Source organism: Mycobacteroides sp. H001, from assembly GCF_001440005.1.
GTDB classification, from domain to species: domain Bacteria; phylum Actinomycetota; class Actinomycetes; order Mycobacteriales; family Mycobacteriaceae; genus Mycobacterium; species Mycobacterium gwanakae.
In genome coordinates this window covers 27,976-44,025 of sequence record NZ_LJYH01000030.1, presented here as the reverse complement: position 1 = coordinate 44,025, position 16,050 = coordinate 27,976, and the positions used below count along the sequence as shown (strand labels likewise).

General features: G+C 61.5%; 16 protein-coding genes. 11 read left to right on the top strand and 5 right to left on the bottom strand.

The genetic code is table 11. The features are described 5' to 3' along the window. Positions 1–8: 8 nt before the first annotated feature. The 4 genes from AOT83_RS13070 to AOT83_RS13055 all read right to left on the bottom strand — a co-directional run bounded on the left by AOT83_RS13070 (position 9) and on the right by AOT83_RS13055 (position 4,262). Entirely contained in the window at positions 9–929 is a 921-nt protein-coding gene (locus tag AOT83_RS13070) for an SDR family NAD(P)-dependent oxidoreductase (protein WP_057964883.1), read from the bottom strand. Next, the gene (locus AOT83_RS13065) at positions 926–2,497 is read right to left on the bottom strand and encodes an NAD(P)/FAD-dependent oxidoreductase (RefSeq protein ID WP_057964884.1); all 1,572 of its coding nucleotides are present in this window, start codon (positions 2,495–2,497) and stop codon (positions 926–928) included. Before AOT83_RS13065 ends, AOT83_RS13070 begins: the two co-directional genes overlap by 4 nt. 29 nt (positions 2,498–2,526) lie before the next feature. After that, on the bottom strand, positions 2,527–3,381 hold the full coding sequence (locus AOT83_RS13060) for a metal-dependent hydrolase (protein ID WP_030096463.1): 855 nt from the start codon (positions 3,379–3,381) through the stop codon (positions 2,527–2,529). 185 nt (positions 3,382–3,566) lie between these two features. Further along, complete coding sequence (locus AOT83_RS13055) at positions 3,567–4,262, bottom strand: TetR/AcrR family transcriptional regulator (RefSeq protein ID WP_030096462.1); 696 nt, start codon at positions 4,260–4,262, stop codon at positions 3,567–3,569. A 291-nt stretch (positions 4,263–4,553) separates the two neighbouring features. Between AOT83_RS13055 and AOT83_RS13050 the strand changes: the two genes are divergently transcribed. The 11 genes from AOT83_RS13050 (at position 4,554) to AOT83_RS13000 (ending at position 15,494) form a co-directional block, all read left to right on the top strand. Beyond that, on the top strand, positions 4,554–5,213 hold the full coding sequence (locus AOT83_RS13050) for a TetR/AcrR family transcriptional regulator (RefSeq protein WP_057964885.1): 660 nt from the start codon (positions 4,554–4,556) through the stop codon (positions 5,211–5,213). Positions 5,214–5,562: 349 nt separating this feature from the next. Further along, positions 5,563–6,525: an ABC transporter permease gene (locus AOT83_RS13045; RefSeq protein WP_057964886.1), complete on the top strand. Its 963-nt coding sequence runs from the start codon at positions 5,563–5,565 to the stop codon at positions 6,523–6,525. A gap of 2 nt (positions 6,526–6,527) precedes the next feature. After that, positions 6,528–7,406, top strand: a complete 879-nt coding sequence (locus AOT83_RS13040; protein ID WP_030096459.1) for an ABC transporter permease — start codon at positions 6,528–6,530, stop codon at positions 7,404–7,406. Positions 7,407–7,409: 3 nt separating this feature from the next. Next, a complete protein-coding gene (locus tag AOT83_RS13035) occupies positions 7,410–8,489 on the top strand; it encodes an MlaD family protein (protein ID WP_030096458.1) in 1,080 nt (359 codons plus the stop codon). Beyond that, positions 8,486–9,499, top strand: coding sequence for an MCE family protein (locus AOT83_RS13030; RefSeq protein WP_030096457.1), 1,014 nt, complete (start codon positions 8,486–8,488; stop codon positions 9,497–9,499). Before AOT83_RS13035 ends, AOT83_RS13030 begins: the two co-directional genes overlap by 4 nt. Before the next feature lie 14 nt (positions 9,500–9,513). Then, positions 9,514–10,518 (top strand): MCE family protein, encoded by a 1,005-nt coding sequence (locus AOT83_RS13025; RefSeq protein ID WP_030096456.1) that lies wholly within the window; start codon positions 9,514–9,516, stop codon positions 10,516–10,518. Between the two features lie 8 nt (positions 10,519–10,526). Continuing rightward, positions 10,527–11,774 (top strand): MlaD family protein, encoded by a 1,248-nt coding sequence (locus AOT83_RS13020; RefSeq protein WP_057964887.1) that lies wholly within the window; start codon positions 10,527–10,529, stop codon positions 11,772–11,774. Further along, complete coding sequence (locus AOT83_RS13015) at positions 11,771–12,805, top strand: MlaD family protein (RefSeq protein WP_030096454.1); 1,035 nt, start codon at positions 11,771–11,773, stop codon at positions 12,803–12,805. Before AOT83_RS13020 ends, AOT83_RS13015 begins: the two co-directional genes overlap by 4 nt. Beyond that, positions 12,802–13,878, top strand: a complete 1,077-nt coding sequence (locus AOT83_RS13010) for an MlaD family protein (RefSeq protein ID WP_030096453.1) — start codon at positions 12,802–12,804, stop codon at positions 13,876–13,878. The genes AOT83_RS13015 and AOT83_RS13010 overlap by 4 nt, the downstream gene beginning before the upstream one ends. Further along, positions 13,875–14,681, top strand: coding sequence for a hypothetical protein (locus AOT83_RS13005; RefSeq protein WP_057964888.1), 807 nt, complete (start codon positions 13,875–13,877; stop codon positions 14,679–14,681). The genes AOT83_RS13010 and AOT83_RS13005 overlap by 4 nt, the downstream gene beginning before the upstream one ends. 3 nt (positions 14,682–14,684) lie before the next feature. After that, the gene (locus AOT83_RS13000) at positions 14,685–15,494 is read left to right on the top strand and encodes a hypothetical protein (protein WP_030096451.1); all 810 of its coding nucleotides are present in this window, start codon (positions 14,685–14,687) and stop codon (positions 15,492–15,494) included. Positions 15,495–15,497: 3 nt separating this feature from the next. Here the strand turns inward: AOT83_RS13000 and AOT83_RS12995 are convergent, their stop codons facing one another. Further along, positions 15,498–16,037, bottom strand: a complete 540-nt coding sequence (locus tag AOT83_RS12995) for an SRPBCC family protein (protein ID WP_057964941.1) — start codon at positions 16,035–16,037, stop codon at positions 15,498–15,500. Positions 16,038–16,050: the final 13 nt, after the last annotated feature.

The following is a 16,050-nucleotide window of genomic DNA, read 5'->3' as shown; positions in this document are numbered from 1 at the left end:
TTGGTCTCCTACCGCACGCTCTCGACAAGAATCGGAGCCTGACGCTCAGTGTGTTTGGCCGCCGCACGCTCACCCAGACGCTCGAATCTGTCGATACCGAACGGAGCCATCAGCCGCCTGTTCAGGGCCGGGAACGCCCGCGACAGGAAGTACCCCAACCACGATTCGAGCTTGACCGGAACCACCACGAGATCCAGACGGACCGCACGGGTCACGGCCCGCGCGACGAGGTTGGGGCTCATCGGCGTCCACGGCAGCTTCTCGGTGACGTCGCGCATTCTCTGCATGCTGCGCTGGCTTGCATCAACGATTTCCTGGTCGACGCCGACCATGGTGCCGTGCAGACCGATATTGGTGTTGATGAATCCGGGGCACACGGCGCTCACGCCAACACCCTTGGGTCCCAATTCAAGCCGCAGGCATTCGGTGAGCATCTTCACCCCTGCCTTGGACACCGAATATGGTGCCATCACCGCGGTCGGCGTGTACGACGCCGCCGAGGCAATGTTGACGATGTGGCCTCCCCCACGCGCGACCATCTGCTCACCGAAGACCCGGCATCCGTACACCACCCCCATCAGATTCACGGACAACTGCTTATCCCAGTCCGCGGCGCTCAGCTTCAGGAATGGGCCGCTGACCACAATTCCAGCGTTGTTCACCAGCACATCCGCCACGCCATGTTCGATGGACACATAGCGGGCAACATCCTCCCAGTGGGCGGGATCGGTGACATCGAGCTGCACAGCCGATGCGTTGCGCCCCTCCGCGTGGATCAGATCCACTGTCTCATTGGCGGTGTCCAGATCCAGATCGGTAACCACCACGTAAGCACCGCGTTTGGCGAATCGGATGGCGGTCGCTCGTCCAATACCGCTCCCCGCACCGGTCACCACCACCAACCGGGGTTCCAGCGGATTGTTTCTCATGCACTCTCACCGACGGTCGATACCACGATCTCGGGAACCACAGCGCCCGTTGAGTAGCGATATACGTCGAGGTTGTAATGCCGGTTTTGCCAGTACATCTCGCCGTGCGTCGTCGGCCGGAATGGCGAGTCACCATTCTGATCCAGGTAGTACGTATTCGAACCGGCGCACACATCGGTGAACAGGAAATTCTTCTCCTGCCGCTTCAGGCACTTCTGGAAGTACTGGTCGTGGGCCTCCTGCCGGATCTCGCAGACGGTGGCTCCGCGGCGCTTGGTCTCGGCGATGGCCCGCGCCAAGTGCGCCGATGTCGCCTCGATCATCCACAGGTAGGACCCCAGGACAAATCCATACGGCCCGGTGATGGAGAACATATTGGGGTACCCGGGCACTGAAACCCCTTGGTAGGACTGGAAACGGTGCTTGTCCCAGAAGTCGCCGAGATTCCGTCCGTGGCGCCCGAGAACAGGGAATGGTGGCACAGAACCCTTGTCCCACAGCTTGAATCCCGTCGCGCAGATCAGCACGTCGACGTCGTGCTCAACCCCGTCCACCGTACGCACTCCGGTGGGCGTCACGCATTCGATCGATTCGGTGATCAAACTGACGTCATTCCGGTTGAACGTCTTGAGGTACTCATTGGACATCGACGGGCGCTTGCAACCCAACCCGTACTGGGGGATCAACTTCTCCCTGATGACGGGATCATGGACCTGCTCGCGCATCCAGCGGCGCATCGGCGCCTCGCCGGCACGGCGAACCGCGTTGATCAGCCAGGCCGGGCCGGCCACCTGACCGCTCATCGCAAGCTCGATGCCGACGGTCGCCACCGATCGGATGGCAGAACGAATCCGCCTATTTCCTAGCACTCTCCGCCCAAGAGAGCCGATTTCGAGATCGAACTTCGGCCCCACCCAGATTGGTGTGCGCTGGAAGACCGTGAGATGGCTGGTGTGGTCGACGATGGCCGGAACCAACTGCAAGGAGGTTGCCCCGGTCCCTATCACCGCGACACGCTTACCCTCAAGCGCCACGTCGTGATCCCACAGGGCGGTATGCAGGAGCGTTCCGGCGAAGTCATCGACTCCCGGGATGTCGGGCATCTTCGGGCGTTCCAGGCCACCGACCGCCATCACGCAGTATCTGGCGGTAATTTCCTTTCCGCCGTCAGTAGTCAATCTCCACAAGCTGTTTCGCTCATCAAACTCCGCGCGGATGATGCTTGTCCCTAATCGCAGCTTCTCGCGCAGTCCGTACTTGTCCACCATGAAATCGGCGTAGTGCTGTAACTCGTCCCCCGGCGCGAACAGACGCGACCAATCGCCACGTTGTTCATAGGAGAAGCTGTACACCACTGACGGGATGTCAACTGCGACCCCGGGATAGGTGTTCGCATGCCAGGTGCCACCCACCTGATCCCATTTGTCGATGACGACGAAATCGTGGATACCTTTGCGTTGCAACGCAATGCCGGTTCCGATTCCACCGAATCCGGCCCCGATCACCGCTACCTCGTGATCGGGTTGTGTCAGTTCAGCCGTCGTTGAATGCCGTGCGGCAGTGCTCACCGTTCGCGTCTCCTTTGACGTGTCGCGGGTTACTTGAGATGGTCGACGAGAATGCCCTTGGTGCCGAAAAGCTCTTTCTGCCAACGATCCAGCAGTTCATCGGTGTTGATATCGTCGGGATGAAAACCCGGTCGCAGATACTTGCGGACGTCTCCCAAAATTCCCTTGAACAAGGGCCCGCCGAAAAGTCCCCGCGCTTCTTTCAACAGTCGGAGCGGTTGACGCCGCGCGACCGGATCGGACAGCAGCGATCCCGCCAGGATGCCGAGCGTCAGCGGCGGGACGATGGTCATCGCGGCCAGCGTGAGCCCGATCCTCATCGTCTCAGTACCGCCAACCGCGCGATACACATCGAACGCCACCGACTTGTGTTCCAGTTCCTCCAAAGCGTGCCAGTTCAGCAGATGCCAGACCTCGGGATCACCCGGAATGGCCTGTACCTCATCACTGCCCAGCAGCCGCTCGGCGAGGATCGCGGTCATGTGTTCGGCCATGGCCGTGAACGCCAGATGCGCGTGGGCGGGGAGCATGTTCTCGAACCTGATCAACCGGTCAACCTGCTTCTGCGAATCCCACCACGCGATGGGATAGCCCATTTCGACCAGCTTCTCGTTGACCCGGCGATGCTCCTGCCCGTGCACCGACTCCTGCCCGATGAATCCCGCGACACGCTTCTTGAGCACTGGATCGGTGATCTGGTCAGAGAACTTGCGCACCGAACGGATGAATCCCTCTTCCCCGGGCGGGAAGCCCCCGGAAAGTCCCGCGACGAAGTGGCTGTAGACGATGTCATCTTCCACGAAGTACTTGTGGGCATTGCCGTCATCGCCGAACCGAAATCTGATCCGCCGAGTCTTGGGGTACGCCGCAGCTGGGCTCACCATGTCATCACTCCCTTGTGACGGTAAGTTACTAGTACTCAAAGTACTACCTGGAGTACACCATAAGACGGCGGCGGCATGGGACGCAATACACCGCGGCAGATGAAATAGGCGCAACACAGCGCTGGGCCGATCAGCGATAGGCCCAGCGCGAGAAGAGAAGAAGCGCCCTGGAACAGCGCTGGAAGCTATTCGGCAGGTACGAGGACGGGTTCGTCCGGATTCAGCTCGACGCCACGGGCCTTGGCCGACGCCGCGAGCCCACCCCACACGTAAACCACCAGCTCGTCGACAAGGGTTTCCTTGCTGATGACCGGCTCATCGAACCAGCGCAGTACGGCAATACCCGTGGAGGCCAGCATCGCGTCGATCACGTACTCGATGTGGTCGGCGTTGCCGCCGCGCGAGCTGAAGACCGACCCCACCAGCTGGGCAATGGCATCGGACAACGGGCGCCCGCTCTCGATCAGCGATGTCGCATTCGCATACTGAACGCTCAGCAGAAACCGCACGAGGTTGGGCCGCTCATCGACGAGGTCGACATAGCCGGCCAGCCCCGAGCGGAAAAGTTCGAGCAGACTGACGGACAGGTCGATGTTCGAGACCAATCGCTCGACAACCAACTCCTGGACGCGCATCGCCACCGCGGCGAAGAGGGCTTCCTTGTCGGTGAAGAAGCGATACAGCTTGGGCCGGGAGATCCCGGCGGATTTCAGGACGTCGTCGATCGAGAGGTCGGGACCGAGTTCGTCGATCGCGTTCAGGGTGGCTTCGACCAATTCCGCGCGAACCTTCGCACGGTGCTCACGCCACCGGTCGACGCGCGCATCACCGGTCAGCTCAGGAAGGCCTCGATCGGGATACACCTGCGTTGACACGCCCACATCGTAGACCTAATAGCTGGGCGTCCGAGGCGCATAGGACCACGTAGGAGGACCGATCTTCGCCATGACAGATCGTGACAAATGACCCTCGACAGGCGTCCAGCAAATAATGCGGTTACCGCGACGAGATCGTGCACCCTAGATGAAGGTATAGACCGTTCCTACCCCACCTCGGTATATTTATCCGACATACAGTTCAGCTAATGAAGCTGGTTGTGACCGCGCCCGAATGCGAGGCGGCAAGTTAGTGCATTTACCAAAATATTTGCCAGGAGTGGTTACTGTGTTCGCGTGGCCAGCACCAACGGAGACCGGCGAGGACCGGGCCGCCCGCCGAACCCCCAGCGTGCACGCGAACGCCAGCGCACCCTGACCGAAGCGGCCGCACTGGAGTTCGCCGAGAAGGGCCACCACAAGGCCAGCATCACCGACATCACCCAGCGCGCCGGCGTCGGCCGGGGCACGTTCTATCTGTATTTCGATACCAAACGCGATGCGCTGGACGCGGTGATCGACAGTTACTTCCAGAGAACACTCGCCGCGGTGAATGACACCAGCGACCTGTCGGGCAACGCGGGCGACTTTGAACAGCATCTGCGCACGGTCTTCACCAGCCTGTTCGACATGCTGGACAACAGCCCCGAGATCATGCAGGTCATCCTGCGTGAGGGCTTGCTCGACTCGGCGATGACCAAGCGCATGTTCGGCATCCTCGACCTCATCGAGTCCGTCAACATCACCATCATCGAGCAGGCCCGCGCCGACGGCACCATCACCTCGGCCATCGACGCTGCCTTCCTGGCGCATGCCATCACCGGGTTGTCGATGGCGGCCACCCTCAAGGCGGTCCGAGGCGAGCTCGCGGGCCACGCGCGCCAGACATACATCGACTCGTTTATCGAGCTGGTGCGGTCGATCACGACCGTTCCCCCCGCACTCGCAAATTCTTGACAATTCGCGTCCCAAGATCTGGAACCTCCGCTAGCCTCTGCCCTAGCCAATAAACTGACCACTGAACCAGTGAATTGCTAGAGGACCGGGTCGGGGGACCTCCGACAGCCTCGTCATGACAGCGTTCCGGCCGGGACGCATGGCATACCCACATGCGTGGGCACACGCTGCAACGTGCCAAACGCGGCAACCCCGCGCTTGACACAGACCATGACCTACACCACACTAAGCCACCGACTGTGATGTGGGGTACTAGATACCCACTGTTACACAGTTGTCCATTAAGCGGGCTGTTCGTCCAGGTCGGGCCCGAAATGAGAAGCCAAAGGAGCCACTGTTGAACTCAGCCGTGAGTCAAGTAGTGGCCGAGACGCGGGCAGAGACCGCTCCGGTGGACTGGTTCGAAGACCCCGATGGTGAATCCGACAGCAAATCGAGCGTGGACAGCGGGCCCGGTTCTCCCCCCGGCGGAGCATTCCAGCTACTCGATCGGGCGCCTGGAATCGTCCGGCGCCCCGCTGAATATGTGATCTCTCAGACCGATTCGATGCTGAAAACGCTCGGACGTTATGTCGATCTGGTGGCGCAATCTTTCGCGTTTCTCATCAGCGACATCATCCGGCTGCGCCATCCGTGGCAGGACACCGTGATCCAGTCCTGGTTCATCCTGACGGTCACGGTTGTTCCGGCGATCCTGGTGTCCATCCCGTTCGGTGTGATCGTCGCAGTTCAGGCGGGCAGCATCATCTCGCAGGTCGGCGCCTCGTCTATCTCTGGCGCGGCCGGCGGCCTGGGCGTGATCCAGCAGGGCGCACCCATCGTCGCCGCCCTCCTCCTGGGTGGCGCGGCGGGGTCGGCCGTCGCCACCGATCTCGGTGCCAGAAGCATCCGGGAAGAGGTTGACGCCATGCGGGTCATGGGTGTCAATCCCGTCCAGCGCCTGGTCACCCCGCGACTGGCGGCGATTCTCTTCGTGTCACCGCTGTTGTGCATCTTCATCATTTTCGTGGGCATCTTCGCCGGCTACCTGGTCAACGTGGGTTTTCAGGGCGGCACGCCCGGCAGCTACCTGTCTTCGTTCGCCGCGTTCGCCAACGTCAACGACGTCACCGTCGCGGTTCTCAAGACCTGGCTGTTCGGTGTCGTGGTCATCCTCGTGGCCTGCCAGCGCGGCCTGGAAGCCAAGGGCGGCGCACGAGGTGTCGCCGATGCCGTCAACGCCACCGTGGTGATCGGCGTGGTCACCGTCATGGTGCTCAACACCGTGATCACCCAGATCGTCGCGATGTTCATGCCATCGAAGGTGGGCTGAGAATGGCGACATCCCGTCCGGCCCGGTATTTCCCCGACGAACTTCCCGCAGCCGCCAGGTCGATCTGGAACTTCACCAAGGGAGCAGGCGGCTCCGCCGAACACCTCGGCCACCAGATCACGTTCGTCGGGCTGGTGCTGGCCGCAATACCACAGACCCTCAAGCGTTATCGGCGACAAACCGGTGTCCTGCTCGTCGATATGACCTGGGGCAACGGCTCGATCATCGTCGGCGGCGGGGTCATCGGCGTCCTGGTGTTCATGGGCATCGCGGTGGGCGCATCTGTTGGGATCGTTGGCTTTTCGACCCTGGACATGGTGGGCATGGGATCTCTCACCGGATTCATCTCGGCCTACGTGAACACCCGGGAGATGGCACCGATGATCGCCGCCATCGGATTCGCCGCACAGGCAGGATGCCGGATGACCGCCGAGATCGGCGCCATGCGTATTTCCGAGGAGATCGACGCGCTGGAAGCTCAGGGCATCAGATCCATTCCGTTCGTGGTCACCACCCGAGTGATCGCCGGCGTCATCATCATCGTCCCGCTGTATGTATTGACCTTGCTGCTGGCCTACGGCTCCTGCGCCTTCATGGTGTTCTTCGTCCACAACCAATCCCAGGGCGTGTACAAGCATTACTTCGACTCATTCGTCCATCCGATAGACGTGCTCTATTCGGTGATCAAGGCCGTGGTGTTCGTCGTCATCATCATCGCCATCCAGTGCTATCAGGGCTATTACGCCGGCGGCGGTCCCGAGGGGGTTGGGATGGCCTCGGGTCGCGCCATCCGGGCCTCCCTGGTCGCGATCGTCCTTTTCGACATGCTTCTCACGTTGCTCTTCTGGGGCAACAATCCTGGAATTCAGATATCGGGGTAATGGGTGGCCATCTATAAAGATCCGAGCGGGCGGGCCGCAGGCCCCGGGGCGCTCAAGTTGCGCGGGCTTGCCCTGGCGCTGGTGGTAGCCGCAGGCGGTTACTCGCTGTATCAGTCCGGAATCGGCAGCTACGGCCAACCATTCGAGCTCACGCTGATCACCAACACCATCGGCGAGGGCATGGGCCCCGGCGGCGAGGTGAAGTACCGCGGCTACAACATCGGGCAGGTCAAGTCGCTGCAGACCACCGGATACAACAAGCAACGGATGACCGTGATCCTCGACGGCCGACAGGCCAAGGCACTCACGTCAGATACCAAGGCGCAGTTCACTTCATCGAACATCTTCGGCACCGCCGCCGTCGAACTGGTCAGCAGCGGCGTCGGCGAGCCGCTGAAACCCGGTGGCGTGCTGGAGATCAGCAGCGACGTCCAGGCCGCGTCCATCACCGGATTCCTGCGGATGGGTCAGCGGCTGGGCGCGATCCTGGACACCCGCGAATTCAACGCCATCATCGCGACGTTCGAGCGCCACGCCGATCTGACCGGCCCTGTGGTGAAGTCGTTCTGGGACTTGTTCGCGATGATCGCGGATACCCAGAAGGTGCCCTTCTCCAAAACACTGGATGTGATGGCCTCATTGATCGACGGGACCAACGACTTCGTCCCCGTGATCGGATCTACCAACAAATTGCTGGACAGCCTCAACTTCATGGTGGGTCCGGGCAATACCGAGCGCGCGACCGCCGCACTCGACTCCTTGTCGGATCTGCTGAAAGTGGCAGGCGACGGACTGCACACGAACAACGACTGGCTCGTTCCGCTGATTCGATCGATCATGGATCTCGCTGTCCCCTATACCTATTTCCTGGGGAGCCTGGCCCCGGCGTACGACCGGCTCAACGGTCTGTTCGATCGCACCACTGCCGCATTCCCCGTCGACAACGGCAAGGTTCGCCTGAACGTGCAGCTGATCATGGATACCGCCCCCGGGCTCGGCGCGGCATTGCCGATGGTGCCTGAGGGGCAGGCTTCCAACGCGGCCGCCCCCGCCCCCGGACCGCCAGCTGGAGGGCAGCGATGAAACGGATCGTGCTTCTCATGACGGGCCTCACCGCGATTCTCGCGGTGGCGGTGGTGCTGACTCTGATCATCGTGAATGCCCTGCGCACCCCGGTAAACGGTCCGGTCCGCCGCTTCGACGCGCTGTTCACCGATGCCTCCGGGCTCATCATCGGCAACGATGTGCGCATCTCCGGCGTACAGGTCGGCAAGGTCGAAAAGATTCATCTGGACGGCAAGAACGCACGGGTCACGTTCAACGTGCTGACGGATCACCCGCTCTACCAGAACACCACGGTGGCAATCCGGTACCAGTCCCTGGTCGGTCAGCGGTACGTCGAGATCGCGCAAGCGCCGACACCGAGCGCACCGCTGGCGGCCGGAGCCACGATACCGCTCGGCCAGACCATTCCCTCTTTCGATATTGCCAAGCTGTTCAATGGTTTTCGCCCCATATTTGAAACACTTGACCCCGCCCAGTTCAATCGGCTGACCGAGAACATCCTGCAGCTCATCCAGGGCGACCAGCGGGGCATTGGGCCGATCCTGCGGGATATCGATGCCGTGCTAAAGCTTTCGGTCGATCGTCAGGCCGCTCTACAGGCCATCATCACGAATCTGGGTGATGTCTCCAAGGAACTGGGCGGCACCTCAGATCAGCTGTTCTACTTGATCAACGACCTCAACGATGTGCTGACACCGTTCGAGAAGCAGGCCGACGAGTTCAACAGAGCAGGCGCGGACGCACTGCCGGTGCTGCGCAGATCGGTCAGCATGCTGCGGTACATCGAGAACACGGTGGATGGCGCACAGTTGCCCCTGTACGACGTGGCCAGCCGCACTACGCCGGGGACACCGACCATCATGGCCGGGCTATCGCTGATACCAGACTTGGTACAGGGCATGCGTGACGCCTTGATCGAGGAGAAAACAGCGCCCCCCACCGCATTCGAGTGCAAGAACGGGATCGTCAAAATGCCCGGTATCGGTGAAGTGTCCTTCGCCAACCAGGATCTGGTGGTGTGTAAGTGAGCTTCTTCAAGAAGATCTTCGCTCGAAACAATCCGATCCTCGACGAGCACGAGGCAGCCAAGCGTAATCGCCGCAACGGGCTGATCGGGGTCCTGGTCATCGCCTCGGTACTGGCCGCAACAGGCGTCGCTTTCGTCAACACCAGCGGCATGAAGACCTATGCGCTGCATCTGCGAGCTTCCGGAGGGCTGCGTGCCGGCGACGACGTGCGCATCGCAGGGATTTCCGTGGGCAAGGTATCGACCGTCAGCATCGATAAATCACTGGTAAAGGCCGTCTTTACGGTGGATCACTCGGTCCCGGTCGGCTCCGAGTCCCGTGCCGACATTCGGATGCTCACTCCACTGGGCGGGCACTATCTGGCCCTCTACCCGGAAGGCAGCACGCCTCTGGGCAACACACCCATTCCGCCCGAGCGCACCAGTGTCCCCTTCGAGATCAACGAGTTGTTCCAGAAGTTCACACCCGTGGTGAAGAAGGTGGACGCCAAGGTCATCCACGACAGCCTGATGGAAGTGGCGAACGCAGTCGACAAGTACCCCAATGGTTTACGCGACTTCTTTCAGTCATCGCAAGCGCTCATCAAAGCACTTGAGCCCACCACCGAGGACTTTCACGCCACGCTGAACTACGCCAATGAATATCTGCGTGCCTTCAAGACAGGCAAGGAACAACTCGCCACGATCGTCACCATGCTGTCCAAACTCGGTGCCAAATACAGCAAGTCGACGACTGACCTGATCGAGGTGTTCGTACTGCTGAGGGATCTCTTCCGACTCTTCAATCGGTTCTTCACGGCGTACGCGCGCGATTACGAGCCCATGCTCAACGGCCTCGATGACATCGTCGACACCCTCACCAAATACCCCGAGAAGCTCGGCAAGGCCGCCGAACAATGGGGCCAACTCGTTGGGATTGTCCTGCCCATGCTCAGCGGCAACGGCATCACCATCAACGAGAACGACCGGGTGATCCCCGGGCAAGACGTCTGCCTACCGCACTTCTTCAGGTTCTGTTGAGGCCCTTGATGACACAGCCAGCATTTGTGAGCAGCATTCGGACCCGTCTCGCGGGTATGCGTCCCGCCGCACGCGCGGGTCTGGTGAGCGCAGTCGGCGTGGTACTTGTCGCGGTAGTGGCGGTTGCCGGAATCTTCGGTGCGCGCACTGTGTTTCCCGCCGTCAAGAACATGGTGATGCCGTACCTGGGGAACGCGCATATCCCGTTCCTGGACGACACCCGGGCGCTCTGCGCGAATTTCCGCGACGGATCCGGTTTATACAAGGGCAACAAGGTCTTACTTCTCGGTGTCGAGATCGGCACCGTGACAGCCGTCACCAACAAGCCCGACCATGTCGAGGTCGACTTCGACATTCCACAAGACATGGAGCTGCCCGCCGATGTGGGCGCAGCCAGCTATTCGCAGTCGGTGATCACCAACCGCAGTATCGAACTCACCCGTTCATGGAGCGAGGGGCCCAAATTCACTGGTGATCAATGCATCTCGACAGAGAACACCAGAACTCCGGTGACCGTCACCGAGTCGTTCTCCGCCATAGGCGAGCTCGCCGATACGCTGATGCAAGCAGCGCCTGGCCAGGACCCGGCGAACTCGCCTGGCGTACAGGCACTGAACAAAACCCTCAAGGGTGCAGCTCGATCGCTCGACGGCGTCGGCCCCGGGTTCAAGGAGATGCTGAACAACCTCACCACGATGGTGGGCGATCCCTACAAGGCCGACGCCGACTACCGGCAGCTATTCGAGAACAGCGCCATCGTCACCTCGAACTGGTTGCAGTATTGGAACGAGTTCGCGGGTGTGGTCGCCTCCCTGCCCGATACCGCACGCCTGATCGAGGGCATTTCGGAGAACTTCTCGGTCAGCCTCGACTACCTCACGACGCTCCTTCCGACGCTGAACGGCATGGTCCAGCGCGCCGCCGGCCGGCTCTACAAGAACGTCTTCGACAAGCTGGTGCCCTGGATACGCGACATCCTCAACGCCTACACCCCGCACATCCTCACCTTCTTCAACACGTTGCCACCGGTGATCAACTGGCTGGCCGATGACATCTATCTGCCGAACACGAAGACCCACGGTGTCACCTATGTTCCTCCACGCGTGGCCATCTCGCCGGAACAGGCCAGTGCCATCTGCCAGAACCTGCGTGACCGCAACACCCCAGGCTCCCAGGCGGCATGTGCACCGGGCACCGCCTCGGACCCCGTGACCCTCGGTTTGACGAATCTGATCATGGGGGCGGCACTGTCATGATTCGACGTGTACTGATCGTCCTGTTCGCCGCGGCATTCACGGTGGTCCCGGCGTGCTCCACGGAGGCACTGGATCCCACCAAGATGCCGATGCCCGGCGCGTACATACCGAAGAACACGTACCGCCTCAAGATCGAATTCTCCAGTGTGCTCAATCTGCCCGGACGGGCGAAGGTCGACTCGGGTGGCGTGCAGGTGGGCCTGTTGGATCGGGTGGAGCTCAAAGGCACAACCCCCGTCGTCTACGTAGATATCGACGGCGGTGCGAAGTTCCCGCGGAACGTCAAGGCCGAACTGCGGCAGGCCACCGTGCTCGGCGACATCTACATCGCCATGATCTCGCCCACCGATCCGGCTCCGACACATCTTCAGGATGGCGACACCATCGCCCTGGCCAACACGGTGCCGGCGGCCAACGTCGAAGATCTCATGCGGTCCATGTCAAACCTCATCGGCGGGGGCAGCCTCAACACGATGCAGACCACCGTGGCGAACATGAACAGCTCCTTCCCTCCGCCCGAGGAGCTTGACCGCATCCACCGCGCGCTGGCCGGAATCATCAATGACCTGTCCAACAATCAGGACACCCTCAACAAGATCCTGACGAATATGCAAGCCGTCAGCGAGTCCTTCCGAGCCAACAAGGGAACGTACCGACGGCTTCTGACCGAGGGACCCACCAAACTGCCGTCACTGGCCAAAGTGGTGCTGAGTCTTAGTGATCTGATCATCAATGGCGCCGAGTTCGGACGGCAGATCGCCCAGATCCTGGACTACCCGAACCTCATGCAGATCCTGTCCTATCTCACGCCATTCATCCACAGCGCCTCGACCGCCGACACCACTATCCCGGTGCTCGGCGACAAGATGGTCCGAACCATCCGCGACAGGATCATCCCGTTCTTCAAGGATGGCGGTCCCAAGTACACCGTGACCGATATCCAAACTCCCGATGGCACATTGGGAGTCAGCCCCGGGGAACGCGCCGACTCGGTCATCCGGAACATGCAGACGATGGGGCTGGTGCGATGAGGCTCAATGTCCTACTCACTCTCGCGGTGCTCTCGATCATTTCTCTGGTGGGCGCCGTCTACATGGCCTTCGGTGTCCTGGACATCGCCTCCACCAACAAGACCAATCACATGACGCTCATGCTAGAGAGCTCTGGCGGGCTAATGTCCACCTCGCAGGTCACCCTGCGGGGCATCAAAGTCGGCCGGGTCACCAACATTCAGGCCACCCCGTCGGGGTTGGCGATCTCGATGGCCCTCGACAGCGGCTACCCCATTCCCGTCGACAGCAAGGTGAGCGTCCAGAATCTCTCGGCCGCGGGAGAGCAGTACGTGGAGTTCAAACCCGCTCGCATCGAGCCCCCCTACTACAGCGACGGCGCCGTGATCCCGGCGTCGAAGGCAGCGCCGGTCTACACCGTGAGTGATCTCCTGCAAAAGGGCAACGCACTGATGCAGGCCATGAACGCCGACGACTTGGAGATCACACTCAACAACGTGGCTGCCGGATTCGTGGACAACACCAAGACCATCGATCAGTTGGCCACCACGGCAAGGCTGTTCGCGCAAATGGTGAAGGACGACAAGCATTATCTGGCCGAGGTCATCGGCAACACATCGACCCTGACCAACGGGCTCGGTGAGATCCGGGCCGGCGATATCTTGAAGCAGTCCGCCAAGACCATTCCGGGTAGCCTCGACGGCCTGGCGTCCCTGGTGAAAGTGATCGAAAAGCTGGAACCGCTCGTCGAAGCAGGCCTGGGCGATGGGAAGCCCCTGACGGATCTGGTCGAAAAGCTCTTCGACTACATCAACGCACTGTCCGAACCCATGTCGGAATTCGCGACAGTCCTCGAGCCCATCGTCGCCCCGCTGCGCGATGTCAAGCTGGATGCCGGGCACTGGCTGGACTTCTGGGATTCCACCTTCAACAACCAAGGCGGACTGCGCATCCATCTCGGGGTACCCGAATGGCCACAGCCCGATACACCGCAGCCAGGATCAGCTCAGCCATCGCGGCCAGCTGCCACACCACCCGCACCCAAACCCACATCGGCACCACAAACGGCAACAGCAGGAAGGCCCGGATCATGACCGACATCGACGATCGCACACTCACCCTCGATGACGCAGATCCCGATGAGCTCGCGGAATCGGAGACCAAGTCCACCACCGATTCCGCCGAGACCGAATCTGACGCGGAACCGAAAGCCAAGCGGGTAAAGCGGGCCAAGGCCGTTGAACAAGAAGCGGATCCGGCCGAAAGCGATAGCGCTCCCAATATCTGGAAGTGGATCGCCTTCGGTCTGCTCGCGGTGGGAATCATGGGAGCGGTCCTCGGTGGCTGGCAGTATCAGAAGTTGTCCGATGCCCTCGCCGCCACGCGCGCCGGCGATACCGAACGCACCGCGGCCACCGACGCGGCGTCGGCGTACGCGATGAAATCGCTCACCTATAGCTTCGAAGACCCGGACGGCTTCTTCAAGAACGTCAAAGAGAACGCGGCGGAACCGCTGAAGAACAAGTACAGCGATGCCGAGAAGCTGCTCAAGGCCATCATGCTGCAGGCCCAGGTGACGTCCAAGGGCGAGATCATCGCCGCGGATGCCGTTGCCCAGCAGAACGGCATCTACCAGGTGGTGGTCACCACCCGACAGACCACCCGGAACGTCCAGAACCCGGAACCGCGGGCTACCACACTGGTTCTGCAGATCACGGTCAAGAAGGATGGCGACAACTGGCAGGTGACCGATATCGGCCCCAAGAATGCCAACTCGACCGGCACCATCATGCACCCCGGCGACCAGAAGCTGCTTCCCGACGAGACGGCACCCGCACCCGGTAAGGCACCCGCGCCTGCCCTCCCGCCGCTGCCCACGCTCCCCGGTCAGAAGTAGGCAATGTCCCGGCACATAGGTGGTCTGGGCGCGGGTATCGCCGCTGCCGCCCTACTGGTTTCGGCGCAGACGGTCCATCCCGTGGCGGTGGCACGGGCTGCTTTGCCGCCGTGCCCGAGCAGAGCCACCACGATCGTCCCGGACAGCCCCAAGGCACATACAGACTGCCGGCTGTCTGCGGCCGACGGCACCGGGATCACCTTCGATGTGGAGTATTGGCGTCCGCACCCCGACAACAGGGACGCACCGGACTACCCGCCGCTGTCGGCCCGGGTAACCATCAAGGACGCCGCCGGTAACAGGCTGCAAGAAGTGAACGAGCTGTTGGAGCCGTCAAGCCCCTCACCGGCCGGTCTGCAGGACATCGACGGAGACGGCCGCGACGAGATGATCATTCCGATCTCTACCCGGGTCATGAATGGTGCTGTCAACACCCGGTTTTCCGTCTGGCGAGCCGAGAAGAACACCACCCACTTCGAGCGCGTCCAGATGTTCGGACAGGCCGTCTATCCCAGTGGCGACGGGTACATCGTGGTCAACAGCGGTGCGTTCTCCAGCCGCGATCTGGATTTCTACCTGCCCACCGCGGCCGGCTACACCCACATCATCACGTTGACGATGACTGCCGAAGAGGTCGACCTGAATACCCGCAAGGTGCTTACCGCAAGCTGCATGGTGCACAAGCAGTCCGGCCTGGGTGCCATCGACATGGACTGGCAGGATTCGCCGGTTTTCTGTGATTCTCCTGCGGCCAAGTCGATTTGGCCGGATGCCGAACGCGTCGAGACCAACAGAAGAGTGCAGGGCCGCTAAGCCTTACACCGCATCCCGGGATATGTCCGTGCCTTCCAGGAGCGCGATGAGCGACCGCATACCCGGCCGGAAACCCCACGCGAAGACCACCCGCAGCAGGGGCTGGAGCCAGCGCAAGGGCAACCCGGAAACAAAACGGGGGGTTATCGCCACCGTCCAATCGACGGTGCAGCCGTCGGGAGTGCTGGTCAGCACGTAGTCCTCGGCCCACAACTGCAACAGGGGCCAGGTTCCTGCCACCGCTGAGTAGGTGAGCCGATGCGGCGCCTCGTACCGCCAGAATCTCTCTCGCTGGATCCACAGGAACCGCCACGGTGCCGACACGGTGCCCATCTCTCGCTCCATGCCCACTCGCCGGCACGGTTCGTCATAGCGCACGCCGCACCCGAAGGGCAGCCATGACCAGGCATGGTCACTGTCCAGCGCCGCCCACACCTGACCACGTGGCGCATCGAAGGTGTGGGAGGTGCGCAGCACGATGGCAGCCGATTCGAACGCGGAATCGTCCGCCGACATCGGGATCCGATACTTGGGGGCGAGCATCGGCCACCCCATC

Excerpts from the sequence above, each read along its gene's own strand:
- AOT83_RS13005 (WP_057964888.1), top strand. The coding sequence starts at position 13,875 with ATGACCGACATCGACGATCGCACACTCACCCTCGATGACGCAGATCCC.
- AOT83_RS12995 (WP_057964941.1), bottom strand. The coding sequence starts at position 16,037 with ATGCTCGCCCCCAAGTATCGGATCCCGATGTCGGCGGACGATTCCGCG.
- AOT83_RS13020 (WP_057964887.1), top strand. The coding sequence starts at position 10,527 with ATGACACAGCCAGCATTTGTGAGCAGCATTCGGACCCGTCTCGCGGGT.
- AOT83_RS13015 (WP_030096454.1), top strand. The coding sequence starts at position 11,771 with ATGATTCGACGTGTACTGATCGTCCTGTTCGCCGCGGCATTCACGGTG.
- AOT83_RS13060 (WP_030096463.1), bottom strand. The coding sequence starts at position 3,381 with ATGGTGAGCCCAGCTGCGGCGTACCCCAAGACTCGGCGGATCAGATTT.
- AOT83_RS13070 (WP_057964883.1), bottom strand. The coding sequence starts at position 929 with ATGAGAAACAATCCGCTGGAACCCCGGTTGGTGGTGGTGACCGGTGCG.
- AOT83_RS13000 (WP_030096451.1), top strand. The coding sequence starts at position 14,685 with ATGTCCCGGCACATAGGTGGTCTGGGCGCGGGTATCGCCGCTGCCGCC.
- AOT83_RS13010 (WP_030096453.1), top strand. The coding sequence starts at position 12,802 with ATGAGGCTCAATGTCCTACTCACTCTCGCGGTGCTCTCGATCATTTCT.
- AOT83_RS13040 (WP_030096459.1), top strand. The coding sequence starts at position 6,528 with ATGGCGACATCCCGTCCGGCCCGGTATTTCCCCGACGAACTTCCCGCA.
- AOT83_RS13030 (WP_030096457.1), top strand. The coding sequence starts at position 8,486 with ATGAAACGGATCGTGCTTCTCATGACGGGCCTCACCGCGATTCTCGCG.